Origin of the sequence: Kitasatospora sp. NPDC089509, assembly GCF_044749365.1 — a bacterium.
Lineage (GTDB): Bacteria > Actinomycetota > Actinomycetes > Streptomycetales > Streptomycetaceae > Kitasatospora.
Map to the genome: position 1 here is coordinate 438,926 of NZ_JBIVHS010000003.1, position 23,215 is coordinate 462,140.

At 73.2% G+C, this 23,215-nt stretch carries 25 protein-coding genes; 14 read left to right on the forward strand and 11 right to left on the reverse strand.

Annotated features, from left to right (window positions below; genetic code table 11):
• The first annotated feature begins 213 nt into the window (after positions 1-213).
• Entirely contained in the window at positions 214-933 is a 720-nt protein-coding gene (locus ACIP4P_RS08295; protein ID WP_400915973.1) for a DUF6193 family natural product biosynthesis protein, read from the forward strand.
• 34 nt (positions 934-967) lie between these two features.
• On the opposite strand, the gene ACIP4P_RS08300 is transcribed toward ACIP4P_RS08295, so the two are convergent.
• Complete coding sequence (locus ACIP4P_RS08300; protein WP_400915974.1) at positions 968-2,173, reverse strand: hypothetical protein; 1,206 nt, start codon at positions 2,171-2,173, stop codon at positions 968-970.
• A gap of 344 nt (positions 2,174-2,517) precedes the next feature.
• Here ACIP4P_RS08300 and ACIP4P_RS08305 point away from each other — a divergent pair, with 344 nt between their 5' ends.
• A complete protein-coding gene (locus tag ACIP4P_RS08305) occupies positions 2,518-2,958 on the forward strand; it encodes a helix-turn-helix transcriptional regulator (RefSeq protein ID WP_400915976.1) in 441 nt (146 codons plus the stop codon).
• Positions 2,959-3,056: 98 nt separating this feature from the next.
• On the opposite strand, the gene ACIP4P_RS08310 is transcribed toward ACIP4P_RS08305, so the two are convergent.
• From ACIP4P_RS08310 to ACIP4P_RS08320, 3 genes are all read right to left on the reverse strand, one after another.
• Positions 3,057-3,221, reverse strand: coding sequence for a hypothetical protein (locus ACIP4P_RS08310; RefSeq protein WP_400915977.1), 165 nt, complete (start codon positions 3,219-3,221; stop codon positions 3,057-3,059).
• Positions 3,218-3,589 (reverse strand): hypothetical protein, encoded by a 372-nt coding sequence (locus ACIP4P_RS08315; protein WP_400915979.1) that lies wholly within the window; start codon positions 3,587-3,589, stop codon positions 3,218-3,220. Before ACIP4P_RS08315 ends, ACIP4P_RS08310 begins: the two co-directional genes overlap by 4 nt.
• A gap of 246 nt (positions 3,590-3,835) precedes the next feature.
• Complete coding sequence (locus tag ACIP4P_RS08320; protein WP_400915980.1) at positions 3,836-4,021, reverse strand: SecY-interacting protein Syd; 186 nt, start codon at positions 4,019-4,021, stop codon at positions 3,836-3,838.
• A 343-nt stretch (positions 4,022-4,364) separates the two neighbouring features.
• On the opposite strand from ACIP4P_RS08320, the gene ACIP4P_RS08325 reads away from it, so the two are divergent.
• A complete protein-coding gene (locus ACIP4P_RS08325) occupies positions 4,365-6,203 on the forward strand; it encodes a serine/threonine-protein kinase (RefSeq protein ID WP_400915982.1) in 1,839 nt (612 codons plus the stop codon).
• 9 nt (positions 6,204-6,212) lie between these two features.
• Here ACIP4P_RS08325 and ACIP4P_RS08330 read toward each other — a convergent pair whose 3' ends face one another.
• From ACIP4P_RS08330 to ACIP4P_RS08340, 3 genes are all read right to left on the reverse strand, one after another.
• The gene (locus tag ACIP4P_RS08330; RefSeq protein WP_400915983.1) at positions 6,213-6,434 is read right to left on the reverse strand and encodes a hypothetical protein; all 222 of its coding nucleotides are present in this window, start codon (positions 6,432-6,434) and stop codon (positions 6,213-6,215) included.
• Positions 6,435-6,725: 291 nt separating this feature from the next.
• Complete coding sequence (locus tag ACIP4P_RS08335) at positions 6,726-7,376, reverse strand: response regulator (RefSeq protein ID WP_400915984.1); 651 nt, start codon at positions 7,374-7,376, stop codon at positions 6,726-6,728.
• On the reverse strand, positions 7,373-8,524 hold the full coding sequence (locus ACIP4P_RS08340) for a sensor histidine kinase (RefSeq protein WP_400916409.1): 1,152 nt from the start codon (positions 8,522-8,524) through the stop codon (positions 7,373-7,375). Before ACIP4P_RS08340 ends, ACIP4P_RS08335 begins: the two co-directional genes overlap by 4 nt.
• 134 nt (positions 8,525-8,658) lie before the next feature.
• Here ACIP4P_RS08340 and ACIP4P_RS08345 point away from each other — a divergent pair, with 134 nt between their 5' ends.
• Entirely contained in the window at positions 8,659-9,396 is a 738-nt protein-coding gene (locus ACIP4P_RS08345; protein ID WP_400915986.1) for a class I SAM-dependent methyltransferase, read from the forward strand.
• Positions 9,397-9,589: 193 nt separating this feature from the next.
• Positions 9,590-10,039 (forward strand): DedA family protein, encoded by a 450-nt coding sequence (locus ACIP4P_RS08350; protein ID WP_400915988.1) that lies wholly within the window; start codon positions 9,590-9,592, stop codon positions 10,037-10,039.
• 179 nt (positions 10,040-10,218) lie between these two features.
• Here ACIP4P_RS08350 and ACIP4P_RS08355 read toward each other — a convergent pair whose 3' ends face one another.
• Entirely contained in the window at positions 10,219-10,653 is a 435-nt protein-coding gene (locus ACIP4P_RS08355; RefSeq protein WP_400916411.1) for an Lrp/AsnC family transcriptional regulator, read from the reverse strand.
• A gap of 195 nt (positions 10,654-10,848) precedes the next feature.
• Here ACIP4P_RS08355 and ACIP4P_RS08360 point away from each other — a divergent pair, with 195 nt between their 5' ends.
• Together ACIP4P_RS08360 and ACIP4P_RS08365 are read left to right on the forward strand one after the other, a co-directional pair.
• On the forward strand, positions 10,849-11,493 hold the full coding sequence (locus ACIP4P_RS08360; protein WP_400915990.1) for an AzlC family ABC transporter permease: 645 nt from the start codon (positions 10,849-10,851) through the stop codon (positions 11,491-11,493).
• Positions 11,486-11,815: a branched-chain amino acid transporter permease gene (locus tag ACIP4P_RS08365; protein ID WP_400915992.1), complete on the forward strand. Its 330-nt coding sequence runs from the start codon at positions 11,486-11,488 to the stop codon at positions 11,813-11,815. Before ACIP4P_RS08360 ends, ACIP4P_RS08365 begins: the two co-directional genes overlap by 8 nt.
• A 269-nt stretch (positions 11,816-12,084) precedes the next feature.
• Here ACIP4P_RS08365 and ACIP4P_RS08370 read toward each other — a convergent pair whose 3' ends face one another.
• Positions 12,085-13,044: an acyl-ACP desaturase gene (locus ACIP4P_RS08370; RefSeq protein WP_400915993.1), complete on the reverse strand. Its 960-nt coding sequence runs from the start codon at positions 13,042-13,044 to the stop codon at positions 12,085-12,087.
• Positions 13,045-13,282: 238 nt separating this feature from the next.
• On the opposite strand from ACIP4P_RS08370, the gene ACIP4P_RS08375 reads away from it, so the two are divergent.
• From ACIP4P_RS08375 to ACIP4P_RS08385, 3 genes are all read left to right on the forward strand, one after another.
• Entirely contained in the window at positions 13,283-14,050 is a 768-nt protein-coding gene (locus ACIP4P_RS08375) for a flavoprotein (protein ID WP_400915995.1), read from the forward strand.
• Positions 14,047-15,726 (forward strand): 5-guanidino-2-oxopentanoate decarboxylase, encoded by a 1,680-nt coding sequence (locus ACIP4P_RS08380; protein WP_400915997.1) that lies wholly within the window; start codon positions 14,047-14,049, stop codon positions 15,724-15,726. The genes ACIP4P_RS08375 and ACIP4P_RS08380 overlap by 4 nt, the downstream gene beginning before the upstream one ends.
• Positions 15,727-15,905: 179 nt before the next feature.
• Positions 15,906-17,042, forward strand: coding sequence for a Glu/Leu/Phe/Val dehydrogenase dimerization domain-containing protein (locus ACIP4P_RS08385; protein WP_400916412.1), 1,137 nt, complete (start codon positions 15,906-15,908; stop codon positions 17,040-17,042).
• Positions 17,043-17,199: 157 nt separating this feature from the next.
• Here ACIP4P_RS08385 and ACIP4P_RS08390 read toward each other — a convergent pair whose 3' ends face one another.
• Positions 17,200-17,490, reverse strand: coding sequence for an acyl carrier protein (locus tag ACIP4P_RS08390; RefSeq protein WP_350516976.1), 291 nt, complete (start codon positions 17,488-17,490; stop codon positions 17,200-17,202).
• Entirely contained in the window at positions 17,487-18,185 is a 699-nt protein-coding gene (locus ACIP4P_RS08395; protein ID WP_400915999.1) for a LuxR C-terminal-related transcriptional regulator, read from the reverse strand. Before ACIP4P_RS08395 ends, ACIP4P_RS08390 begins: the two co-directional genes overlap by 4 nt.
• Before the next feature lie 277 nt (positions 18,186-18,462).
• Between ACIP4P_RS08395 and lanKC the strand changes: the two genes are divergently transcribed.
• The 4 genes from lanKC (at position 18,463) to ACIP4P_RS08415 (ending at position 23,202) form a co-directional block, all read left to right on the forward strand.
• The gene (gene lanKC / locus ACIP4P_RS08400) at positions 18,463-21,090 is read left to right on the forward strand and encodes a class III lanthionine synthetase LanKC (protein WP_400916001.1); all 2,628 of its coding nucleotides are present in this window, start codon (positions 18,463-18,465) and stop codon (positions 21,088-21,090) included.
• 82 nt (positions 21,091-21,172) lie between these two features.
• Positions 21,173-21,265 (forward strand): class III lanthipeptide, encoded by a 93-nt coding sequence (locus ACIP4P_RS08405; RefSeq protein WP_197972667.1) that lies wholly within the window; start codon positions 21,173-21,175, stop codon positions 21,263-21,265.
• A 214-nt stretch (positions 21,266-21,479) separates the two neighbouring features.
• Positions 21,480-21,572, forward strand: coding sequence for a class III lanthipeptide (locus ACIP4P_RS08410; RefSeq protein WP_197972667.1), 93 nt, complete (start codon positions 21,480-21,482; stop codon positions 21,570-21,572).
• A gap of 202 nt (positions 21,573-21,774) precedes the next feature.
• The gene (locus ACIP4P_RS08415; RefSeq protein WP_400916003.1) at positions 21,775-23,202 is read left to right on the forward strand and encodes a class I adenylate-forming enzyme family protein; all 1,428 of its coding nucleotides are present in this window, start codon (positions 21,775-21,777) and stop codon (positions 23,200-23,202) included.
• Positions 23,203-23,215 lie beyond the last annotated feature (13 nt).

Sequence of the window (23,215 nt, forward strand, 5' to 3'; positions counted from 1 at the left end):
GCAAGCCCCCCGGTGCGCTATAGATTGGAAATGGAAGGGAGAGGATTCTCCCTTCCATTTCCTTTTGGCACCCGCTTTCGTGCTCGCTTTGGCGCCCGCTTCGGTGCCCGCTTCCTTTTGGTGCCCGCCGACATCGGCCGACCCGGCCGTCCTCCGTTATGGTCGTCCTTCGCCCCGACCACGGGGCGCAGCACGTACAGGACGGACCCTGCCATGACCGACGTGACCGACGTGACCGACGGCCACCCGCCGGACTTCTCCGAGCACCATCCGGAGCTCGCCCGGCACGGGGGTCTCACCGCCGCGCTCCGCGCGACCGCGGCCGACCAGGGCCTCGACCTCGGCGGCGGATCGCCTGCCGCCGGGGCCGACCGGGAGCCGACGGTCGCGTGGTTCGACTCGCCGAGGGGGCGGATGAAGGTCGACCTCCGGGGCGCGGAACCCGGGTTCGACATCGCGTTGTTCAGCGACCGGGGATGGTTCGCGAACTGGGCGAACGGCAGCACCGCCGACATCGCCGAGGCCGCCGGCGTCCTCGTGGCGTGGCAGCACGGCGCGACCCTCGCCGAACTCTCCCGGCGCTTCCCCTTCATGACGTCCAGCAGGCTGAGCCGGGGGTACGACGAGGGCGACCAGGTGGCCGTGATGTGGGAGCTGCAGATCGGCGACCCGGCCTTCGCGCAGTACCGGGAGCTGCTCACCGCCCTGCGAGCCGAGCCGCAGCTCGCGCCGATGTTCCCGTTCTTCTCGATGTGGACACTGCGGCTGGCGAAGGACTCCTACCGCGAGCAGCCGGGCGAACTGCTGATCCGCCGGCGGGACGACGGCTCCTACCTCCTGTGGTCCTCCTCGGAGACCGAGGAGGACCAGCGGGAGTTCCGCCGACTCGACGACGTGGTCGCCGCCGCGGTTGCCCTGCGGACCACGCTCTGAAGCTCACCGCCGGGCCCCGAGCGGCGGGTGGTGGTCAGGGGCGCCAGATCACCGGGACGTGGGTGGAGCTGCCCGGGGCCGGGTAGCCGATCCGGACGCCGACGGTCAGGCCGGAGCCGGTGATGAACTCGGCGTAGGAGTTGGAGGTTTCCGGCAGTGCGTTGAGTTCGGTCAGGCTCCCGTCGGACTCGTAGCGGAGGGCGTAACGGTGCTGGTCGGACGGCACCTTGGTGCCGGTGTAGCCGACGGAGGCGCCGGCGTCGTTGACGGCGACGGCCGTGGTGTAGTCGTAGGCGGAGCCGATCGTGGTGGCGGTGCCGTCCGGGCCCCAACTCGTGGCGGTGTAGTCGATGTCGTCCGCCCCGGCCTGCCGGCCGACGACGGTGCCCGAGGCGTTGATCGCGTTCGCGGTGGAGTGGCGGCCCAGGTCGGTGACGGTGCCGTCGGCGCGCCAGGTCAGGGAGCGCCACTCGCTGTTCTGGGCGCCGGCCGGTGTGGCGTCCCTGGCGACCACGGTGCCGGCGTCGTTGATCTGGACGACCCACGCGCCGGTGTAGGCGTGGGTCGGGTCGAGCGCGACCGGGGTGCCGTCCGCGTGCCACTTCACGGGGTGGGTGGTGCCGTCGGCCGAACGGGACACGCCGGCCGACTCGCCCGAGCTGTTGACCGTGACGGCCTGGCTGCTGACGTCGCCGACCAGCGGGGCGAGCCGGACGACCTTGCCGTCCGGGGTCCAGATCACCCCGTGGGAGGCCAGGGCGTGCTCGGAGGAGCCGACCACGATGCCGGTGCGGCTGGCCGTGTAGATGTAGCCCCAGCCGCCGGCGTCCTCGGGCAGCAGCGGCAGCTGGGTGAGCGTGCCGTCGGGGGCCCAGCGCACCGGGTGGTAGTCCCCGGAGTAGCCGAAGGCGGTGCCGTCGTCGCTGATGGCCGCGGCGCGGCTGTACGTGTCCCCGGGCAGGTGCGGGAGGACGGTGGGGGTGAGGTCCGGGCTCCAGCGGACCGCGGAGCCCTGGTTGGCGCTGTTCGTGGCGGTGCCGACGATCACCCCGCTGTTGTTGACCGCGACGGGGTCGGCCCAGGTGCTGGGGAACGGGAGGGGCAGGTCGACGGCCGTGTTGGGCGCCGGATCGGTGTCGGCCGACGCGGTGCCGGCCGCGCCCAGCGTGAGGGTGCCGACGGCGGCCAGGGCGATGGTGGCGGCGCCTGCGGCGCGCAGGGCTCGGGTGCCGATGCTCATGTGCGTTCCTCGTCTCGTGGACTTCCTCGGAATGGCACTGTGCGGTGCTGCCGGGTCAGGTCTCGCATGGAGAACCGACGTGCGCCACACTGCTCGGCGCACATCAACTTCACTCAGTCTTCACGAAGTTGGGCGCGAGCGCAGCGGAATCCGGGTGGCCGTCCCGCCGCTGCGGCGGAGCGCGCGGCGGACGGGCGGTGGAGCGCCCGGCGGACGGGCGGTGGTACATCGGCCCCTGATCGGGTCGGCACGGGACGGGGGTGCCTCGGCGGAGGCACTCGGGAATTCCTTGAGCTCTTGGTGAACGCTGGATTGACTGGGTGCCGAGCGGGCGAGGCGCCCGCGTGATCGCTGGACAGGTCGTCCAGCTCGGTACGGATCGATCGGACGGCCCCATGGCTCCGCACGTGCTGTCGGCGGGCATCGAATGCCCCTGTGAAGGAAGCCAGTTCGACGTGCTCCTGGCGCCACGCGATCTGTCCGTTCTCACGGCCCGGGAGTCCGACGTCCTCGTCCTCCTGAGCTCGGGGCTGGGCAACCTGCCCATAGCGCTGCGCCTGGGAATCACCGAACGCACCGTCAAGAAGCACGTGACGGGCATCCTCGACAAGCTGGCGGTGCGGTCCCGGCTGGAGGCCGGCCTGGTCGCCCTGCTGTGGCACGACCAGCTCTGCGCCCGGCGGACTCCGCACGAGGGCGTTGCGGGGGCCTTGGCCGGTTCGGACCGATGGAGCCGCTCGGATCGACGTCCAGGTGTCGAGGTCCGTGCTCCGAACCGCCGGTGAGGAAGGGAGGATCCCGGCCGCCGGTACGGGCGGCCGGGATCCTCCCACGGTGGCACGGCGCCGCGTACGGCAGAGGCGGCCCCGGTCCACACGCGGCCTCAGGGGCGGCGGCCGCCGATCCGGTCGAGCGCCCAGGCCATCGGGACGGCGGTGGCGACGGCGACGGCGATCCGGTACCAGGGCGAGGAGGTCATGTGGTCAGCCGCCACCAGGACCCCGCCCCAGAGGGCGAGGACCCCCGCCTTGGCAAGGATCCTGATCACGTGAGCAGCGCCGTCAGGCAGCCCGAGGCCCCGGCCGCCACCGTGTTCACCGTGATCTCCCTGGCCACCTTCTTGTTGACCTTTCCGGCGATCAGGGCGGCGGCGCCGCCGACCCCCATGCGGACCAGGCAGTTCTTCGCCGTCTCCGTCATCGGCTTGGTCTCAAGCGCCGTGCAGTACTTCTCCCGGTCCTTCTCGTTCTTTCCGAAGCGGCAGTTGACGGCGTTGTAGTCCTGCCGCGGGTCCACCAGGACCGGGGTGTCGACCACGTTCACCCCCGCGGTCACCGCCACCGGGGAGGCCGCCACCGGGGCGGTCGGCGCCGCGTGGGCGGCGGCGCCCGCCACGAGGACGCTTCCCGCGATCACTGTCGAAATGAGGCCCGCTGCGATTGTCTTCAATTTCATTTCCCATGAACGACCAGCACGAGAAGCCGAGTTGCTCTCGCTTCGTATTCGAATCTAATGGCGGAGCCCAGGCCGCGAAATGGGACCTTCGTACACCCCTCCCTGGCTTCCCTCTTCTTCGAGGGGGGCGAGAGGGACGTTCTCGGAACCGGTCGTGCCGGTCGTGCCATGGGACGAGGCACTCGGGAGCTGCTACAGGGTCGCGAGCTACAGGGCCGCGAGGAACTCCGCCGGTGACGGTGCGACCGGGGTCGTGCCGGTCTCGGCGAGCGCGCGTTCGAGCTCGGCGAAGTCCGGGGCCGGCTCCATCGGTACGGGTTTCCAGCGGATCGTGCCGTCGGGGGTGGGGTCGCCCGTCTGGCAGGGGGACTGCCACGCGGGGTCGTACTCCACGACGTTCAGGCCGGCCCGGTCCAGCCCGGGCCGGAGGTCGTCGAGAAGCAGGGGGCGGCGAGCCTGGCCCGCGTCTCGTGCTCGGTCAAGGGGACTCCCGTCCATGGGTCTCGTTGCGACGTCGTCCGCCGGACGCTACCGGGCCGGTACGGCAGTGGGCCCGCGAGCTGGGGCGTCGGGCGGCGTGCTTCCAAATCCGTTGGGGAGGACCCCACTTCGCCCTTGTAGGATTGTTGAACAAAACGCTAGCCTCCTCTCCGTGAGCCCGCACGGCGTCCCGGCGGTTCGCTCGAATCAGCTCTTAGATTTGGTAGTTGACGAACAGTTAGGATGTGCTCCGCCCATGTCTGCAGCCGACCCGCAGCCCGCCGCACCACCACCGCCCGCCTTCCAGCCCCTCCAGGCGGAGGACCCGACCGAAGTGGCCGGCTACCGGCTGTACGCACGGCTCGGGGCCGGCGGAATGGGGCGGGTCTACCTCTCTTACACCCCCGGCGGACGCCCGGTGGCGCTCAAGGTAGTCCGCCCCGAGTTCGCCGAGGACCCGGAGTTCCACCGCCGGTTCACCCAGGAGGTGGCCAACGCCCAGCGGATCCACGGCCTCTACACCGCCCAGGTGATCGACGCCGGCACCGAGGCCGACAGCCCCTGGCTGGTCACCGCCTACGTGCCGGGCCCCTCGCTGCAGCAGGTGGTGCGCGAGCACGGCGCGCTGCCGGTGCGCACCGTGCTGCTGCTGATGGGCGGCATCGCCGAGGCGCTGCAGGCGATCCACGGCGTCGACGTGGTGCACCGCGACCTGAAGCCCGCCAACGTGCTGGTCGCCGCCGACGGCCCGCGGGTGATCGACTTCGGCATAGCCCGGGCCGCCGACGCCACCGCGCTGACCGGTACCGGCCTGCGGATCGGCTCGCCCGCGTTCATGTCGCCCGAGCAGGCCCAGGGCGCGGCGGTCACCCCGGCCACCGACGTCTTCGCGCTGGGCGCGCTGGCCGCCTACGTGGCGAGCGGCGTGCAGCCGTTCGGGGAGGGACCGGACACCGCGGTGCTCTACCGGGTGGTGCACGAGCGGCCGGAGCTGGACGCGGTGCCCGCCGAACTGCGCGCGCTGCTGGAACGGTGCCTGGCCAAGTCGCCCGCGGACCGTCCCACACCGGCCGAGATCATCGAGGCCGCCCGCAACCACCCCGAGGTCGGCGGACAGCTGCGGTTCGCCGACGACTGGCTCCCCGCGCCGGTGTCCTCCGAGATCACCCGGCGCTCCGACCTGCCCAGGACGCTGCCGACCCCCACCGTGCTGGCGACGGCACTCGCGCCCGACGCTCCTGGGCCTACGCCGCTGCCGCTGCCGCCGCCGTCGTTCGGTGAGCTGCCCACCACGCGGGTGCAGCCGCCGGAGCGGACGGTTCCGACCGGCGGGGCCGCGTCGGCCGCGTCGGCCACCGCGGCGCCGCAGGCCAGGATCGGAGGCGTCTCCTGGAAGGCCCTGCTGGCCGTCGCCGTGGCCGTGGCGCTCGGCGGCACGCTGGCCGGGGTGGTGCTGACCCGCAACGACAAGTCGACCACCAGCACCAGCACCAGCACCAGCACCAGCACCAGCGCCGGCGCCGGCACGGCCGCCGCCCAGGTCCCGGCCGCCACGAAGCCCCCGGTCGCACCCGCGACGGCTCCCGCGGCCGCGCCCACCGGCGCCTCCACCGGCGCGCCCAGCGCGCCCGCTTCGGTCGCCCCCGGTTCGGCCGCCCCCGCCGCGGCGAGCTACCTCCCGCTGGTGAGCAAGGTCGAACTGAGCATCCCGGCGGCCCTGTTCGCCACCCAGGCCTACCAGGTCGACCTGGTCGGCGGAAAGACGGCCCCGGCCGTCACCACCCCCAAGTGGGCGCTCGCCCTGACGCACGAGAGCCCCACCGGCAGCGCTTCGGCCGACTCCTTCAGCGCGGCCGGCTACGAACTCTCCGACTTCGCCGTGCTGACCGACCCGTCGTCCACCCCGGCCCAGTGCGACGCCGCGATCGACACCCAGCCCGAAGCCCACGTCGGCTTCGCCCAGGTGAACGGCGGCCGGCTGCTCTGCATCCGCAACCGCGGCACCAAGAGCATCGCGATCGCGACCATCGAGACCGCCGACCTCCAGACCGGCGCGGTCAAGCTCGCGCTGAGCACCTGGCAGGTCAGCTCCTGATCGGACCGACTACCGTTCGTCGCGGCGCTGGTGGTGGCGCAGTACGCGGTACGACACCACGGCGACCGCCATGCCCGTGAGCAGGACGGTCGCGTCCAGGAGCTTCAGTCGGAGGTAGTGGCCGGCGTGGTCGCTGTAGGGGCCGTACAGCAGCCAGCGGGTGGCCAGGGCGGTCAGCAGGCCCGCGTCGCCGGCGAGCAGTGCCTCGATCCGGCCCTCGCGTCGTGCCATGGTTCCTCCGTCGCGGCGCTGAAGGGGGGTGCGGTCCGCCCGATGGTCCACCGGGCGGGCCGCAGGGGCGTCGGGCTGAAGGCTCGGTCGGGTCGGGTCGGTCCGGGCCGACAGCAGCTGAGAAGCCACGCAGATAGGCGTCGATAGCCTGGTGAACAGGTGGGCGAAGGAGCAGGTTCCGGGGCGTTCGAGGTTCTGGTCTTCGTCACCGTGCGCTTCGGCGACCGCGAGACGGTCACCGCCTTCGATGAGGTCATCGCCCCAACGTCCTTCAGTACCTGCCCTCTTGAATCAGGTGGGCAGTTCCGCGTCGCGGGCCAGGAGGGCGGCCTGGACGCGGTTGGTGACGCCCAGGGCGGTGAAGATGCGGCTGACGTGGGCTTTGACGGTGCTTTCCCGCATCGCGAGGCGGGTGCCGATGTCAGCGTTGGTCTCGCCCTGGGCGAGCAGGGCCAGAACGTCCAGCTCCCGGGGGGTGAGCTGCTCCAGCAGGGCCCGCGCGGCGGTGGCCTTCGGCTGGTTGCCGGCGTGGTAGCGGTCGATGAGCCGGCGGGCCGCAGCGGGGTGGAGCATGGCGGAGCCGGCTGCCACCAGGTGGACGGCGCGCAGGATCTCGGCGGGATCGGTGTCCTTGAGCAGGAACCCGTCGGCGCCCGCGGCGAGCGCGTTGTAGACGTACTCGTCGAGGTCGAAGGTGGTCAGGGTGATCACCTTCGGCGGGTGGGGAAGGGCCCGTAGCCGGGCGGTCGCGGTGATGCCGTCCAGGCGCGGCATGCGCACGTCGACCAGGGCCACGTCGACGCGGTGGGCGCCGGCCTGCTCGACGGCGTCCAGGCCGTCCACGGCCTGGGCGACCACCTGGATGCCCGGGTCGCCGTCGAGGAGGTCGGTCAGGCCAAGACGGACCAGGGCGTCATCGTCGACGATCATGGCGCGGATCATGTGCGGGTGCCGTTCTGTGCGATGCCGACGGGGTGGGGGAGGCGAGCGGCCAGCCGCCAGGCCCCCGCGCCGGCGGGCCCAGCGTCCAGGTCGCCGCCCAACGCGGTGACCCGCTCGCGCAGACCGACGAGCCCGTATCCGGACTCGACGGCGCCCGGGTCGGAAGTGCCGGGGACGCCGGGGGTGTTGGTGACGTCGATCAGGGTGGCCGGCGGCCGGTAGCCGACCCGTACGGTCACCGCGGCGCCGCCCGCGTGCTTGCGGACGTTGGTCAGTGCTTCCTGGACGATGCGGTACGTGGCCAACCGGTGGGTCGTGGGAGCCTGCTCGGGAACGCCGTCGACGGTCAGTTCCACGTGCTGCCCGGCGGCGCGTGCCTCCTCGGCCAGCTCCCGTACGTCTCGGATCGCGGGCGCGAGCGCCGCGCCCTGCGCCGCGTCCGGGTCGCGCAGGGCGCCGAGGACGTCGCGCAGGTCGGCCAGGGCCTCGGCGGACGTGGTACGCAGCAGCGCCAGGCGTTCGACGACCGGCGCGGGCAGGCCGTCGGCCCTGGTGGCCAGGACTCCGGTGTGCAGGGCGATCAGGCTCAGCCGGTGGGCCAGCACGTCGTGCATCTCCGCGGCGATGCGGGAGCGTTCGGCGGCCCGGGCCGTTTCCTCCCGCAGTTGCGACTCCGTCCGCAGGTGGTCGACCTCGGAGGCCAGCGCCTTCACCAGCCGTCGCCGGTTGCCCTGCCACAGGCCGACCACGAAGCCGAACAGCAGAACGAACAGGGTCGACACCCATCGCCGGTCGGCCCACAGCGACGTGGCCTGGGCGCCGAGCAGGTTGGCGCTCAGCGCCACGACGGCACTGGCCAGGGCGACCCGCATCCGGCGGGCCACGGCCAGGTCGAACAGGGAGACGGCCAGCAGCGGAGCCAACAGCCACCCCCACCACGCCGTCCCCGCCGCGACCACCCACGGCGCGACCGGCCATCGCAGCCGGGGCACCACCAGCGCCACCGCGCACACCAGCGCGGCAGCCGTCACCGGCACCACGTACCGGCCGCCGGAGAGCAGCGCAGCATTCACCGCGGCGCCCGCCGCCAGGAGGGCCACGAACCCCGTACGCCCGACCGCCGCCCACGCCGGGCCCTTCCACCACATCACCTGGCCATGCTAGGCAGTCCACGGCTGTTTCCGGCCAGACGAAAGACCATGGCAACCCCCTACTTTCGTCGGCCAAGCCCGTCGCAGAACGGAGGATCTCAAGGACAGCACCGCTCCGTAGCGTCGAAACCATGAACGACTGGACGAACTCGCACCAGCGCGCCACCGCGCAGCGCCATGCCGAAGGCTGGATGTTCCTCATCGAAGCCGCCCGCGACCTGCGCACCACCGGCGCCGTCGCCCCCAGCGGCAAGGCCCTCGCCCACGCGCTGACCGAGCCCGTCCTCACCCGCTCACCCCGCCCGCTGGCCGTCCTGGAAGCAGGCGCCGGCACCGGTGCCGTCACCCGCCACCTCATCCCCCGCCTTCCCCGCGGCAGCCGCCTCGACATCGTCGAGGCCAATCCCCGCTTCGCGGACCGGCTATGCGTCCTCGCCGCCACCCACCCCCGCACGACGTCCCGGTCCGCGGACATCGCCGTGCACCAGAGCCTCGTCGAAGACCTCGACACCGACCAGCGCTACGACGTGATCGTCTCCGGCCTGCCGCTGACCAACTTCACCCCGGACACCGTGAAACGGATCATGGCCCGCTACATGGAACTGCTCCACCCCGGCGGAACCCTCACCTACTTCGCCTACCTCGGCACCCGACGCGCCCGCACCCTCCTCGCCTCACCGTCCGAAGCACGCCGGCACGCCGCCGTGGACCACGTCATGACCGCCTACCAGCGCCGCTATGCCACCGCCCGCTGGAGCGTATGGGCCAACCTGCCACCCGCCCACGTCTGGCACCTGCAACACCCCCAGTGCCTTCCCGGCCCTGCACCGGCGGTCAGCAGCACCGCTCGGACCAGGGTGAGTCAGTAGATGCACGTCCTGACCGACCTCCTCGCCCACATCCCGGCGCCGGCCGCCTACGGAGTGCTGGCCCTGGCCGTGCTGACCGAGTCGGTCCTCCTGGTCGGCGCCTTCATCCCGACCCTCACCCTCATGCTGACCGCCGGCGCGATGGCCCGCGTCGGCCACATCAGCCTCCCTCTCGTCATCGCCACCGCGGCCGGTGCCGTCATCGCGGGCGACCTCCTCGCCCACCGCACCGGCCTCCTCCTCGGCCAGCGGCTCCGCACCGGCCGCGCGGCCCGGCGCATCCCCGCCCCCCCTCTGGCAACGCGCCGAGGCCCTCACTGCCCGCCACGGCGGCCGAGCCGTCCTGCTGGCCCGCTTCATCCCCGTCGTACGCACCCTCGCCCCCCACTTCGCAGGAGCCACCAGCCTGTCCTACCGCCGCATCGCCCCCTACAGCGCCACCGCCGCCTGCCTGTGGGCCACCGCCGAAGCCGGCCTCGGCTACGGTGCCGCCGCGTCCCTCCGGCGAATCATCACCCTAGGCGGGCCCGCCGTTGCCATCGCCGGCCTGATCACAGCCGGGTGCGCGGCCTTGTGGGTGAAGAAGCGCCACCGCTCCCCGCACCCGCACGACGTCAGCCCCGCCCGGTGCGGACGCGACTGACCGACAGTCGGGACCTCGGCTCCGTCCACGAGAACGGACAGCGTTTGTCCACCGATCCGGGAGGCGGCAGGCGCTGACCTTCGAATCGAAATGTTCATGAGTTGGGACAGCACCAGCGCCCACTTCCCGAGGTGAGGCGCGTTTCCGGGCTCTGGCGGGGCCGTGGGTCTCACGTCGTCCTACTCGTCGTTGGTCTTGATCTTCTTCATGGTCAGGTGGGATTCGAGGCGGAGTACGGCGGGCAGGCCGCTGAGCTTTTCGGTGAGGAAGGCTTCATACGCGGCGTGGTCGGCGACCGCGACGCGGAGGAAGTAGTCGGGGCGCCCGTACATGCGGCGGAACTCGATGACCTCGTCGTAGGAGGCCACGGTGTCCTCGAAGTCCTGGAAGCTCTTACGGTCCTGGGCGTAGATCTCGACGTCGATGAGGACCTCCAGGCCGCGGCCCAAGGCCTGAGGGTTGATGACGGCCCGGTACCCGGTGACGACGCCGGCCTCTTCCAGCCGCTTGACCCGGCGCAGGCAGGGCGGCGGGGTCAGACCGACGCGCTTGGCCAGCTCTACGTTGGTCAATCGCCCGTCCTGGCGCAGGTGAAACAGAATGTCGCGATCAATGGCATCGAGGGTAACTTTATTGCTCACAGGCTGATCATAGAGCGATAAGCGGCAACCAAATGAGGGCCGATTTATCCTAAAATTTCACACATGGACTCAATCCCTGTCGTCGCTGATGACCCGCCTAGGCCCGTTCCCGCCCCTCCGCCCCCGACACGCTCCGAGGCGCGCGCGGCATGGAACGACTCCGCCGGCGTGGGGCTGGGATTCCTACCGCTCGGGCTCGCCTTCGGAGCGCTGGTGACGCAGTCGGGTCTGGACTGGTGGTGGGCGGGGCTGTCCGCGGTGCTCATTTTCGGCGGATCGTTCGAGTTTCTGCTCATCGGCATGGTCACCGCCTCGGCGCCGCTCGCGGCGATCGCAGTCTCCGCACTGCTGGTGAACGTCCGGCACGTCTTCTACACGCTGTCCTTCCCCCTGCACCGAGTGAGCAGCCGTCTCGGCAAGGCGTACAGCACCTACGCCATGTGCGACGAGGCATACGCGCTGACCACCAGCGAGCAGTCCCGTACCTGGTCCAGCCGCCGCATCCTGTGGCTGCAGTTCTTCCTGCACCTGTACTGGGCGGGCAGCTCGATCGCCGGCGCTCTGCTCGGCTCCCTCATCCCCGACAGCGTCACCGGCCTGGACTTCGCCCTGACCGCCCTGTTCACCGTCCTCGCCCTCGACGCCGTCCGAGACCTGCGGGGCGACGTGCCCACCCCCGTCCTGGCCGTGCTCAGCGCCCTGGCCGCCCGACTCCTCTTCCCCGGCCAGATGCTCCTGGCCGCCTTCACCCTGTTCACCGCCGCCCTCCTGGCCCGCCACCTCACCACCTCCAGGAAGCCCCGCCATGCCTGACACCAGCTACACCATCGCCGCCGTCCTCGTCGCCGCCGCCGTCACCTGGGCCCTGCGCGCCCTGCCCTTCGCCGCCCTCACCCCCCTACGCGAAAGCGGCACCGTCCACTACCTCAGCACCCGCATGCCCGTCGGCGTCATGGTGATCCTGGTCGTCTACTGCCTCCACGACCTGCCAGTGACCGAAGCCCGCGCCGCAGTGCCGCTCGCGGCCCTGGCCGTCACCATCGGCCTGCACCTGTGGCGCCGCAACGCACTGCTGAGCATCCTCGGCGGCACGGTTACCCACGTCATCCTCGCCAGCACGGTCTTCGCCCACTGAATCCGCGTGACACCGAGCCTGGCGCTGTCGCTTCTCGTGAACATCGAACACAGCACAACTTCGAAGCCGCCCGAAGTCATGAACAACTGCTGTCCGATCTCGTGAACAAGCCCAGGACCTCCAGCGCCACGCGGAGAACAGGACCACACCGTCTCGGCGCATCCATCCGAGGCTTCCAGCACTGCGCCGCACTCGTCGCGACCGTGACCTTCCGCGCCGAGAGGCTCACGGAGCAGCGGACCGACTTGGACAGTAGGCGCGGTTCCGGGTCAGCCGTCGGCGTGGGCTCGGGTGCGGGCGGCGGTGCGGGCCAGGACGACGGCGCGGTGTTCGTCGAAGCGGGCCGCCTGGACGGCGAGGTCGTCGAGGTGGCGGCCCAGGTGGTCCTGGTGGCGGCGGCCCTCGGGGCCGAGGTCGGAGCGGTACAGGGCGTCGAAGTGGCGCAGTACGGGCTGCAGCACCTCGTCGTGGTGGATCCGCAGGTTGTAGATGTCGCCGACGGCCATCCGGGCCGCCGCACGGGTGAAGCCGGGGATGCCCGCGCCGGGCATGGCGAAGGAGGAGACCACCCGGCTGATCGCCCGCATGGTGCGGTCGGGCTCGGCTTCCAGGGCCGCCGCCAGGACGTTGCGGTAGAACACCATGTGGAGGTTCTCGTCCATGGCGACCCGGGTGAGCAGGCGTTCGCAGACCGGATCGCCGGACACCCGGCCGGTGTTGCGGTGCGAGATCCGGGTGGCGAGCTCCTGGAAGGCGACGTAGGCGATGTTCTCCAGCACGCCGACGTCGTTGGGCGGCGGGGCGGCGGTCATGTGGGCCATCCGGGCCCGTTCGAGGTCCACGGGGTCGATCGCGCGGGATGCCAGCAGGTAGTCCCGGATCACCACCGAGTGCCGCGCCTCCTCGGCGGTCCACTGGCGCACCCAGGTGCCCCAGGCGCCGTCCGCGCCGAAGAGGGTGGCGAACTGGTGGTGGTAGGACGGCAGGTTGTCCTCGGTCAGCAGGTTCACCTTGAGGGCGGTCGCCGCCAGTTCGCCGACCGGTGACTGCTCGCGCGCCCAGGGCTCGCCGCCGAGCTCCCCGGCGAAGTCACGGCCGCGGCTCCACGGGACGTACTCGTGCGGGAACCACTCCCGGGCGGCGGCGAGGTGCCGGTCGAGTTCCTTCTCGACGACCTCCTCCAGGGTCCGGAGGACGTCGGAATCCACGGGCGGGGCAGGGGAGTTCATCGGCGGCTCGTCTCACTCGGGTGGCGTTGCGATCGATTCACCGGGCCGGTTCCGTCGAACGATAGGCAGCGCCGGCCGGGCCGGGCAAACCTCCGGCGCTCCGCCGGGGCGAAATCGTTGGAAGGTTGGCGGGGCGTAGTTCGAAAGGTGACGGCCGGGTCCTTCGTGCGGCGGATCCGTGATCGATGGTCTGCGGGTCGAATGGGACGGCAGGATTCCGGCGTTCCCGAGGAGAGCGATGTCCGCAGTGCCCGAGATGTCCGCAGCGCCCGAGGAAAGCGGCAGGACCGAGGCGGCTCAGGGGACCGGTACGCCCGGCGGGACCGAGGGGACCGGCCGGCCTGCGGCCAAGGCCGGGCCGCCTGCCATCGAACTGCCCCGCTCCCGGCTCCTGTTGGTGGGCTCGGGCGCCTTCGGCGTGACGGCGCTGCCGAGTTGGGCGGTGCTGATGCGGATGTGGTACGGCTGGGACGTCCGGGCCTGTCTGACGTACGCGGCCGCTCAGTTGGTCGCCCCGCAGGCGCTCGCGGCGGCCACCCAGGCGCCCGTGGAGGGGCCGGACTGGGACACCGCCCGCGGGATCGTGCCGCACCAGGAGCTGGCGGAGTGGCCGGACCTGGTGATCGTCGCCCCGGCCACCGCGAACTTCGTCGCCAAGTGCGCCCTCGGGATGCCGGACAGCCTGGCGCTGAGCACGGTGCTGGCCACCCGGGCGCCGGTGGTGCTCGCCCCCAGCATCCCGGCCGGGGCGCTGGAGCGGCCCGCCGTCCGGCGCAACCTGCGGACGCTGGCGGAGGACGGCTTCCATGTGACGCCCATGCAGCCGGGGCTGTCGGCCCACAAGGCGAAGGTCGGGGTGGCGTCGGGGATGCCGGACATCCAGAGCACGCTGCGGTTCGCCGCCTCGGTGCTCCGGCCGGACGCCGCGCCGCAGGAGGCCGGGGCCGACCGTAGCGCCCCGGCCGGTGCCCCGACCGGTGCCCTGGTCGGCGCCGCGCGGGCATGACGGCGGACCCGGCCGTCGTCCGCCCGGCCGTCCGCCGGGCGGCCCCGAGCTGCGCGCGGCTGCTGGTGGACCGGCTGGTGGCGCACGGGGCCGACACGGTGTTCGGCATCCCGGGGACGCACAGCCTGGGCCTGTACGAGGCCCTCGCCGACTCCCCGCTGCGTCATGTGACGACCCGCCACGAGCAGGGCGCGGGGTACGCCGCGGACGGGTACGCGCGGGTCAGCGGCCGCCCGGGCGTGGTGTTCACCACGAGCGGGCCCGGCCTGCTGAACGCCGCCGCCGCGGTCGGGCAGGCGTACTCCGACTCGGTGCCGCTGCTGGTGGTCTCACCGGGCATGCCGCGCGGGCACCGGCCGGGCACGGGTGCGCTGCACGAGGTCAAGGACCAGCGCGGGGTGATGGCGGCACTGTGCGGCTGGAGCCGCCGGGTCGGCTCGGCGGCGGAACTGCTGGACGCGCTGGACGAGGCGTACGCGGGGTTCGGCGCCGCCAGGGGGCGGCCGGTGCATATCGAGGTCCCGGTGGACCTCCTCGACGCACCGGTCGACGGCCCGCCACCGTACCGCCCGTCGCCCGCCGAACCGCCACCGTACGACCCGCCGCCCGCCGGGCTCGCCGCTGCCGCCGCGGTGCTGGCCGCCGCGCGCCGCCCGCTGTTCGTCGCGGGCGGGGGAGCCGTCACCGCCGGGGCCGAACTGGCGGAGCTGGCCGCCCTGGTGGGCGCCGCCGTGGTGACCACCGTCAACGGCAAGGGGGTGTTCCCGGAGGACCACCCGTCGTCGCTGGGCGCCGGACTGCACCTGGCGGCGGTGCACGCCGCGCTCGCCGAGGCCGACGCCGTCCTGGCGGTCGGCACCGAGCTGTCGCCCGCCGACACCTGGGACCGCCCGCTCGCCGTACCCGGCCCGCTGGTCCGGGTGGACCTCGACCCGGGGCAGCTGCACCGCAACGCCGAGGCCGCCCACCCGTTGTGCGGGCCGGCCGGCCCGGTGCTGGCGGCACTGGCGGGGGCCGTGCGGGCCGCGCTGCCCGCCGGGAACCGGCCGCCGGGCCCGCAGCCGGCCCGTTGGCGGGCCGCCGTCCGGGCAGAGGGCGACCGGCTGGCCGCGCCGTGGGCCGGGCTGGTCGGGCGGCTGCGGGCCGCGCTGCCCGCCGAGGCCGTGCTGGTCAACGACAGCGCCCAGGTCTGCTACTACGGCGCCACCACGGCCTTCCGGGTGGCCGGGCCGCGACGCTTCCTCTACCCCACCGGCTTCGGCACGCTCGGCTACGCGCTGCCCGCCGCGATCGGCGCGCGCACGGCCCGTCCGGACACGCCGGTGGTGGCGCTCTGCGGGGACGGCGGGCTGCAGTTCACGCTGAACGAGCTGGCCACCGCCGTCGAACTGCGGCTGCCGCTGCCGGTCGTGGTGGTGGACAACGGCGGCTACGGCGAGATCCGCGCGCAGATGAGCGGGCGCGGCTTCCGCCCGCTGGCCGTGGACGTGCCCGGGCCCGACCCGGTCGCGCTGGCCCGCGCCTTCGGCGCCGCCGGGGTGCACGCGGCGTCCCCGGCCGAGGCCGCCCAGGCGGTGGCGGCCGCACTGCGGGCGGACGGACCGACCGTCGTCGCCATCCGGGAGTCCGACTGTCGGGAGTCCGACTGTCGCGTGTCCGGCTGTCGGGCCGCGTGAGCCGCGACACCCCCTCCGCACGATCGCAGGACCGCCAGCCCGTACGTCCGTCCAAGGGAGTCCTCATGCCGAACCGCCTCGCCCCGGCCGCCCCGCCGACCGTCCCTCACAGTGCCCCCAGTGCCCCGTCAACCGCCGCGCCCGACACGACAATTGACGCCACGCCCGACGGCCCCCACCTGAGCGTCGTGTGGCGCGACGAGCCCACCGGCGCGCGCGGCTACCTGGTGGTCGACCGGCTGCGCCGCGGGGTGGCCAGCGGCGGCCTGCGGATGCGGGCCGGCTGCACCCTGGCCGAAGTGACCGACCTGGCCGCCCTGATGACGCTCAAGGAGGCGCTGGTCCGTTCGCCCGACGACCGCTACCAGCCCTTCGGCGGCGCGAAGGGCGGCATCGACTTCGATCCCCGGGACCCGGCCGCCCAGGATGTCCTGAACCGGTACATCGCGGCGATGCGACCCCTGATCGCCACCCGGTGGGCACTGGGCGAGGACCTGGGGCTGCACCAGTCGGACATCGACGCGGCGGTCACGGCGGCCGGCCTGCGCTCCTCGGTGCAGGCCGCCCTGCCGTTCGTGCCGGACGGCGCCGGCACGGGTCTGCGGCGGCTGGCGGAGGCCTTCGCCGCCGAGGTGGACGGCATCGGACTCGGCGACCTGGTCGGCGGGTTCGGGGTGGCCCAGGCGGTGCTGGCGGTGCTCGCCGACCGGGGCGAGCCGTCCGCCGGGCGGACGGCCTTCGTGCAGGGCTTCGGCTCGATGGGCGGCGCGACGGCCCGCTACCTGGCCCGGGCCGGGATCCGGGTGGTGGGCGTCTGCGACGCGGAGGGCGTGGTGGCCAGTGCGGACGGACTGGACGTGGAGCGGCTGTTGGCGACCCGGACGGCGGACGGCCGGATCGACCGGAGCGCGCTGCGCCCCGGCGACGTCGTCCTGTCGGGGGCGCACTGGCTGGCGGTGGACTGCGACGTGCTGGTCACCGCCGCCGTCTCGTACGCGGTGGACGAGGGCAACGCCGACGCGGTGCGCGCCCGGTACCTGGTCGAGGCGGCGAACGCCTCGGTGACGGCGGCGGCGGAGCGGCGGCTGCTGGCGCGCGGCGTCCTGGTGCTGCCGGACTTCCTGGCCAACTGCGCGGCGAACAGCTGGTGGTGGTGGACCCTCTTCGGGGACGTCGAGCCGACCCCGGCGAGCGCGTTCGGGCGGATCGGGCGCACCATGCGGGAGTTGTGCGGTCAGGTGCTGACCGGGGCCCGGGCCGAGTCGGTGGCGCCCCGGGAGATCGCCCGCCGGATCGCCGAGGCCAACGCCCGGTGACCGCCGGCCGGCCGCCGACGACGGGCGGCGAACCGGCCACCGAACGACCTGCACCTGGGGACGGGCAAGCACGCCCGCAGGCGGGCCGGCTCCGCAACCGCGGAACCGACCCGCCCGCCCGAGCACCCCGGCCCCGGGCCGAGGCCGCGCCCCGACCTCAGGCCGAGGCCGCGCGCTGCTTCTGGACGAAGGCGACCAGTTCGCCGACCGTGAGCAGCTTGATGAAGTCGTCGTCGGGGATCGCCACCTCGAAGTGGTCCTCCAGCGAGACGCCGAACTCGACCATGAGCAGCGAGTCCACGTCGAGGTCGTCCCGGAACCGGGCCTCCGGCGTGATGGCCTCGGCCGGGACCTCGGCGATCTCCACGAGCAGGGCGGCGACCGCGTCGAAGAGGTCCCGGTCGAAGGCGTCGGCGGGCCGGGCGGTGTCGGTGGGCTGGACGGTCATGGTGCGATTCCCATCTGTGTGTGGCGGATCGGATCGGTGCTGCGACCGCGGTGTCCGGCCCGCTGCCCAGGCCGGACGCTACGGGCGCGGAGCGCCGCCTCCACGCGGCTGCGCAGGCCCAACTTGGCCAGGACGCGGCTGACATGGGTCTTCACCGTGTTCTCGGAGACGGTGAGGATGCGGGCGATCTCCAGGTTGGACAGGCCCTGGCCGACGTACACCAGGACCTGGTGCTCGCGTGGTGTGAGCAGTTCGTCGAAGCGGTCCTCGGGTTCGTCCGGGTCCTCGGGCGCGTGCAGGGCCGCGGCGCGCACCAGGGGCCTGATCACGGTCGGGTCCATGAAGCCCAGACCGTCGGCGATCAGCCGGATGGCGTGGAGCAGTTGGCCGGCGTCGGTGTTCATCGGCAGCAGGCCGACGGCACCGGCGTTCATGATGCGCAGGGCCGTCGCGTCCACCGTGCTGGGGGTGAGCCACAGCACGTCGGTGGAGCCGTGTTCGGCGATGTCCCTGGTCACCTCCGGATTGCCGAACTCCGTGCTGCCGCCGCAGACCACGGCGACGTCCGGGCGGAGCAGCCGGGCGAGCTGGACGGCCTGGCAGCCGGAAGCGGCCTCCGCGACGACGGACATGTCGTCGGTTCCGTGCAGGATCTGTACGATGCCGGCCCGGGCGAGTCCTTCCGTGTGTGCCACCAGCAGTTGAATTTTCATTCGCTGAACCCCCGATTCGGATGCCCGGCGTCCGCATGAGCAGACTTCTGGCACCCATCTGCGAGTCATCCCAACATCATCTTCTGGCAAAGTGATCCTCCTTTCGGGCGACCTGGAATGTAAACGAAAGAACTAGCCGAGTTCACTGGCTGGAATGATGCGCATGCCGGTGGTGACCAGCATGCTTGGGACCGCCCCGCCGACCGATAGCCGTCGGCGGGCCGTCAGGACCCAGGTCGTGCACCGTCGGGGAGGTCAAGTGATCGAGCAGCGCCAGCTGTACGGCTGGGCGGACCTGGTGTTCTACGAGACGCCCGGCGCCTGGTCCAGCGCCGAGGACGGCTTCGCGGTGACGGACCGTCCGGCGCCGGCGGGTTGGAGCCGGTCCGGACAGGACGTCTGGGTCTCGCTCAAGCCGGACGGGTCCGAACTTCCCGGCCAGGGCTGGAAGATCCACGTCTCCGCGCTGGCCGGCCACGCCGACCGGATCCTCGACGTGGTGTGGCGCTACTGCACCGAACACCGAATACCGTTCAAATTCCTGCGCGACCGCCAGCTGTTCCGGCTCTACAACTCCAAGTACATGCCCCGGCAGGCCAGCGGAAAGCTGATCACCCTCTACCCGGTCGGGGACGAACAGCTCCGGAACTCCCTGGAAGAGCTCGACGCCCTGCTCGCGGACTGCGAGGGGCCGTACGTCCTCAGCGACCTGCGCTGGGAGTCCGGTCCGCTGCACGTGCGCTACGGCGGCTTCCGCCGCCGCTTCTGCACCGACGCCCAGGGCGACCGGGTGCTCGCGGTCGAGGACCCGGACGGCGTCCTCGTCCCGGACCGGCGCGGCCCCGGGCGCCACGCCCCGTCCTGGGTCGACCTCCCCGACTTCCTCCGGCCGCAGCTGGAGCGCCGACGCGACGGGGCGGGCCTGCCCTACCGGGTGCTGCGCGCCCTGCACTTCTCCAACGGCGGCGGCGTCTACCTCGCCGAGCGGCTCGCCGACGGCCGGCCGGTGGTGCTCAAGGAGGCCCGCCCCGGCGCCGGCCTCGACCTGGCCGGCCAGGACGCCGTCACCCGGCTGCGCCGCGAGCGCCGGGCCCTGGAGCAGCTGGCCGGCGTGCCCGGGGTGCCCGAGCTGTACGACTACGTCGAGGCCGGCGGCCATGAGTTCCTCGCCATGGAGAAGATGCCCGGCGACATCCTCTGGCTCTGGCTGGCCACCTTCCACCCCATGGTGCACTTCGGCACCGGCCGGGCCGAGGAGGCCGAGTACACCGCCAAGGCCGTGGACCTGGCCGACCGGCTCGGGAAACTGCTGGACGCCGTGCACCGACGCGGCGTGGTCTTCGGAGACCTCCACCCCGGCAACATCCTGGTCACCCCGGACGGCCGGCTCTCACTGATCGACTTCGAGGCCGCCTACGCCGCCGACGAGCCCGACGCCCGGCCCACGCTCGGCGCCCAGGGCTTCACCGCGCCCCCCGGCGTGACCGGCACCGCCGTCGACGACCACGCCCTCGCCCTGCTCCGGCTCTGGCTGTTCCTCCCGGTCAACCGGCTGCTGCCGCTCTCCCGGACCAAGCTCGCGGAGACCGTCGACGCGGTGGAACGGCGCTTCGCCGACCTGCCGGAGGGCTTCATCGCCCGGCTGCGCGCCGACACCGCGCCGCCCGCCACCCCGGGGACGGCCCCGATGCCGTCACCGCTGCCCGCGGCGCTGGTCCGACGGCGGGCCGAACTGCTCGACCCGCCGCTGGACGTGGACCTCGACGCGGCGGAACCGGACTGGGACGCCGTCAGCACCTCGCTGGCCCAGGCCGTCCTGCTCAGCGCCACCCCCGAACGCACCGACCGGCTCTTCCCCGGGGACGTCCAGCAGTTCCTGCACGACGGGCTCAACCTGGCCCACGGCGCGGCCGGCGTGCTGTGGGCGCTGGACGCCGCCGGCGCCGGACGCTTCCCCGAGCACGAGCAGTGGCTGCTCGACCGCCTCGCCGAGGCCCCGCCGCTGCGGCGCGGCCTCTACACCGGCCGGTACGGCATCGCGTACGTCCTGGACGGCCTCGGCCACCACGACGAGGCGGCCAAGCTGCTCGCCGACGCCGGGGACGCGCCGGACACCGCCGCGGCCGGCCTCTACGCCGGCACCGCCGGCGAGGGCCTGACCCACCTGCACCTCGCCCGCCGGCACGGCGACGACGGCCACCTGCGGCAGGCCGCCGCGCGCGCCGACCGGATCGAACGGCTGCTGCGCCGACCGGACCACCCGGCCGCCCCGACGGCCGCCCGCGCGGGCCTGATGCACGGCTGGTCCGGCTGCGCACTGTTCCTGCTGCGGATGCACCAGGCGGGCGGCGACCCCCGCCACCTGGAGCTGGCCTTCGAGGCGCTGCGCCGGGACCTGTCCGTGCTGGTCACCCGCTCCAACGGCAGCGTGCAGGTGGCCGACCGGGGCGTGCGCACCCTCGCCTACCTGGAGGTGGGCAGCGGCGGGATCGCGCTGGTCGCGGACGAACTACTGGACGCGCGCCCCGACCCCGCCGTCGAGGAGGTGCTGCCGGCCATCCGGCGGGCCTGCCAGACCGAGTACGTCACCGAACCGCACCTGCTGAACGGCCGCAGCGGCCTGATGGCCACCGCCGCCCGGCTCGCCCACCGCGACCCCGGGACGGAGGCCCGCGAGGCGGTCGAGCGCCACCTGCGCCGCCTCACCTGGCACAAGCTGTCCTACCGGGGCCGGCTGGCCTTCCCCGGCGACCAGTCGTACCGGCTCTCCATGGACTTGGCCACCGGCAACGCCGGGGTGCTGCTCGGGATCCGCGCCGCCGTCGACGGCACCGGGCCGTTCCTGCCCTTCTTCACGCCCCGCCCGGTGGCCGCGCGCCGCAGCTGACCCGCGCCGCGCCCACCCCCCTGGACGTGGCCGTGCCCGACCGGGCCCGGCCCCCGCGCGACACCACGAGAGGAGGTGCGACATGACCGAGTCCGTTCTCGACCTCCAGGAGCTGGAGACCTCCGAGGAGGAGACCGCCCTGATGGCGGCCAGCGCTTCCAGCTGGAACTGCTGACACCGGCCGCCGCGCACCGCGGCGCGGTCGAAGGCCCCCGACATCCCGGAGGGAGGTGCGACATGACCGAATCGGTTCTGGACCTCCAGGAGCTGGAGACCTCCGAGGAGGAGACCGCCCTGATGGCGGCCAGCGTCTCCAGCTGGAGCTGCTGAGACCGTCCGGCCGCAGGCCGGGCCGGCGACCCCCGAGTACCGGGAAGGAGGTGTACGACATGACCGAGTCCGTTCTGGACCTCCAGGAGCTGGAGACCTCCGAGGAGGAGACCGCCCTGATGGCGGCCAGCGCGTCCAGCTGGAACTGCTGAGACGCCGTCCGGTGAGGAAACAGCGGTATGGCGTGAGCCGACTGCAATTCGGCTCACGCCATACCCGTCCACGCTACCGCGCACGGGCGGGCCCGTCCGGACCCTCCCCGTCCGGACCGTCCCCCGACGGGACCGTTCCTGCCGCCGGGGCCCGCCCGCCGTCGCCCCGTACCGGCCCACCCACCAGGAGAGCGACCGCCCCATGTCCATGAGGATCGCCGACCCCCTCGGGTCCGCCGAGGCCGTCGACGCCGAGGCCCGCGCCGCGGCCGTGGCCCGCGCACTGCGCGGACACGGCGTCCGCGCCGGCGACCGCGTCCTGGTCAAGGCCGGCAACTCCGCGCTCTACCCGGCGCTGCTGTTCGCCCTGATCCACCTGGACGCCTCGGTCGTCCTGCTCGACGCCGAGCACACCGGGGCGGCCACCGCCCGGATCGCCGAACTCGCCGGGATCCGCTGGGCCGTCCTGGACCGCCCGGACGAGGCCCCGCCCGGCGTCACCGCGCTGTCCACGGCGGAGCTGTCGGCGGTCGAGCTGTCCGGGCCGGCGCCGCTGTCCGCGGTCGAGCTGTCCGACCGGGCGTGGCGGCAGCGCCGCGACGCGCTCGTCCTGTGGTCCTCCGGCTCCACCGGCGAGCCGAAGGGCATCGTCAAGTCCGGCCGGGCCGTCCTGGAGAACCTGGAGCGCACCCGACGGATGATGGGCTACGGCCCCGGGGACGTCCTCCTCCCGCTGCTGCCCTTCTCCCACCAGTACGGCATGTCGCTGCTGCTGCTCGCCCGGATGGCCGGCGCCACGCTGCTGACCGTCCCCTACACCCGGCTCGACCGCGCGCTGCCGCTGGCCGCCGCCCACGGGGCCACCGTCGTGGACGCCACCCCGGCCACCTACCTGAGCATGCTCAACCTGGACGAGCGCCGGCCCGGCCTGCTCGCCGCCCTGGACCGGGTCCGGCTCTGGTGCACCGGCGGCGCGCCGATGGACGGCGGCCTCGGCCGGCGCTTCGCGGCCGCCACCGGGGCGCCGCTGCTGGACGGCTACGGCAGCACCGAGGCCGGCAACGTCGCGTTCGCCACCCCGGACAACCCGGTCGCCTGCGGCCGGGTGCTGGACGGCGTCCAGGTGCTGGTCACGGACGAGACGGGAGCCCCGCTGCCGCCCGGCGAGACCGGCGAACTGCGGCTGCTGACCCCCGATCTGATGGCGGGCTACCTGACCGGTCCGGACACCCTCGCGCCGCCCGCCGCCGGACCGTACCGGACCGGCGACCTGGGCCGGCTGGACGCCGCCGGCAACCTGACCGTGCTGGGCCGGCGCTTCGCCGTCCACCGGCTCGGCCACACCCTCTACCCGGAGGCGCTGGAGCACCGGGCCGCCGCCTGCGGACGGCCGGTCAAGATCATCCCGCTGGCGGACGCCCGGCGCGGCCACGAACTGGTCTTCGTGGTCGCCGACCCGGGCGGCGGGGAGGCCCGGCACTGGCGGGAGCGGATCTGCGCCCACCTCGCCCCCTTCGAACAGCCCAACCACGTCCTGGTGGTGGACCGCTTCCCGGTCACCCGCCGGGGCAAGACGGACGTCCCCGCGCTCACCGCCCGGGTCGTGCGCACCCTCGCCCACCGGCCGTAGCCGCCGGGCCGCC

Bases quoted from the DNA above. Each gene is read 5' to 3' on its own strand.
- ACIP4P_RS08325 (WP_400915982.1), top strand. From the start codon at position 4,365: ATGTCTGCAGCCGACCCGCAGCCCGCCGCACCACCACCGCCCGCCTTC.
- ACIP4P_RS08390 (WP_350516976.1), bottom strand. From the start codon at position 17,490: ATGACCGTCCAGCCCACCGACACCGCCCGGCCCGCCGACGCCTTCGAC.
- ACIP4P_RS08380 (WP_400915997.1), top strand. From the start codon at position 14,047: ATGACGGCGGACCCGGCCGTCGTCCGCCCGGCCGTCCGCCGGGCGGCC.
- ACIP4P_RS08410 (WP_197972667.1), top strand. From the start codon at position 21,480: ATGACCGAGTCCGTTCTGGACCTCCAGGAGCTGGAGACCTCCGAGGAG.
- ACIP4P_RS08295 (WP_400915973.1), top strand. From the start codon at position 214: ATGACCGACGTGACCGACGTGACCGACGGCCACCCGCCGGACTTCTCC.
- ACIP4P_RS08345 (WP_400915986.1), top strand. From the start codon at position 8,659: ATGAACGACTGGACGAACTCGCACCAGCGCGCCACCGCGCAGCGCCAT.
- ACIP4P_RS08335 (WP_400915984.1), bottom strand. From the start codon at position 7,376: ATGATCCGCGCCATGATCGTCGACGATGACGCCCTGGTCCGTCTTGGC.
- ACIP4P_RS08340 (WP_400916409.1), bottom strand. From the start codon at position 8,524: ATGTGGTGGAAGGGCCCGGCGTGGGCGGCGGTCGGGCGTACGGGGTTC.
- ACIP4P_RS08375 (WP_400915995.1), top strand. From the start codon at position 13,283: ATGTCCGCAGTGCCCGAGATGTCCGCAGCGCCCGAGGAAAGCGGCAGG.
- ACIP4P_RS08330 (WP_400915983.1), bottom strand. From the start codon at position 6,434: ATGGCACGACGCGAGGGCCGGATCGAGGCACTGCTCGCCGGCGACGCG.
- ACIP4P_RS08405 (WP_197972667.1), top strand. From the start codon at position 21,173: ATGACCGAGTCCGTTCTCGACCTCCAGGAGCTGGAGACCTCCGAGGAG.
- ACIP4P_RS08415 (WP_400916003.1), top strand. From the start codon at position 21,775: ATGTCCATGAGGATCGCCGACCCCCTCGGGTCCGCCGAGGCCGTCGAC.
- ACIP4P_RS08300 (WP_400915974.1), bottom strand. From the start codon at position 2,173: ATGAGCATCGGCACCCGAGCCCTGCGCGCCGCAGGCGCCGCCACCATC.
- ACIP4P_RS08370 (WP_400915993.1), bottom strand. From the start codon at position 13,044: ATGAACTCCCCTGCCCCGCCCGTGGATTCCGACGTCCTCCGGACCCTG.
- ACIP4P_RS08365 (WP_400915992.1), top strand. From the start codon at position 11,486: ATGCCTGACACCAGCTACACCATCGCCGCCGTCCTCGTCGCCGCCGCC.